The sequence below is a fragment of the Mesorhizobium sp. M2E.F.Ca.ET.209.01.1.1 genome (assembly GCF_004010375.2).
Taxonomy (GTDB): Bacteria; Pseudomonadota; Alphaproteobacteria; order Rhizobiales; family Rhizobiaceae; genus Mesorhizobium.
This window is the reverse complement of the sequence record NZ_SADP02000066.1, coordinates 1-852: the sequence shown is the minus strand read 5'-3', so window position 1 is coordinate 852 and position 852 is coordinate 1. Positions and strand designations below refer to the sequence as shown.

Sequence of the window (852 nt, the reverse complement as noted above, 5' to 3'; positions counted from 1 at the left end):
GGCCGGCTTGGCGATCCCGACGAGATCGGCAAGGCGGCCCATCGGTACCTGGGCAGCAAGGAAATCAAGCAGGCCCTTCTGCTGCTCGGCTTCGGGTGCGGCAAGCTCAGCGAGGCCCGTTGTTCGGGTTGGGCCGGGGCTGAGGATGTTGACACGGATCTGTCGCTCCTTCAGGTCGATTATCCAGCTGCGGGCAAAATTACGCAGGGCCGCCTTCGAGGCGCTGTAGACGCTGAACGCCGCCGTGCCGGTCGAGCCGGCGGTTGAACCGGTGAGAATCACCGAGGCACCGTCGGTCAGCAGGGCGAGCGCCTTCTGCACCGTGAACAAGACGGCCTTGACGTTGCGGTCGAACGTTTCGTCAAAGTGCTGTTCGGTTATCTGGCCAAGCGGCAACATGGAACCGCCGCCAGCATTGACCGAGAGCACATCGATGCGGCCGCTTTCCGCTTTCACCTGGGCATAGAGGCGGTCGAGATCGGCAAAACTGGTCGAGTCGGCCTGAATGCCGGTGGCGTTCTTCCCGATTGCAGCGACGGCTCTGTCGATCTCGGCCTTGCGTCGTCCGGTAATATAGACATGCGCGCCTTCGGCGGCGAAGCGTTTGGCGATGCCGAGGCCGATGCCGCCGCTGGCGCCGGTCACCACGGCGATCTTTCCTTCGAGTTTCCTTGTCACTTTCGTCACTCCTGTTGTGGGTGACGGAGACATATGGACAGGCATCTCCTTTCAAAATAGCAATATTTGCAAACAACCATTGCAGGATTGACGATGTCAAAAGCGCCGGATTTCGAAGGTTTGGCCATGTTCGCCAAGGTCGCCGAGGAGCGATCCTTCGCCGCCGCCGCACGT

1 protein-coding gene is annotated in these 852 nt (G+C 61.0%); it reads right to left on the bottom strand.

Going from position 1 to position 852, the window contains the following annotated elements:
- The coding region (locus EN852_RS34560) for an SDR family NAD(P)-dependent oxidoreductase (RefSeq protein ID WP_135879565.1) at positions 1–678 on the bottom strand (678 nt) is incomplete at its 3' end.
- Positions 679–852: the final 174 nt, after the last annotated feature.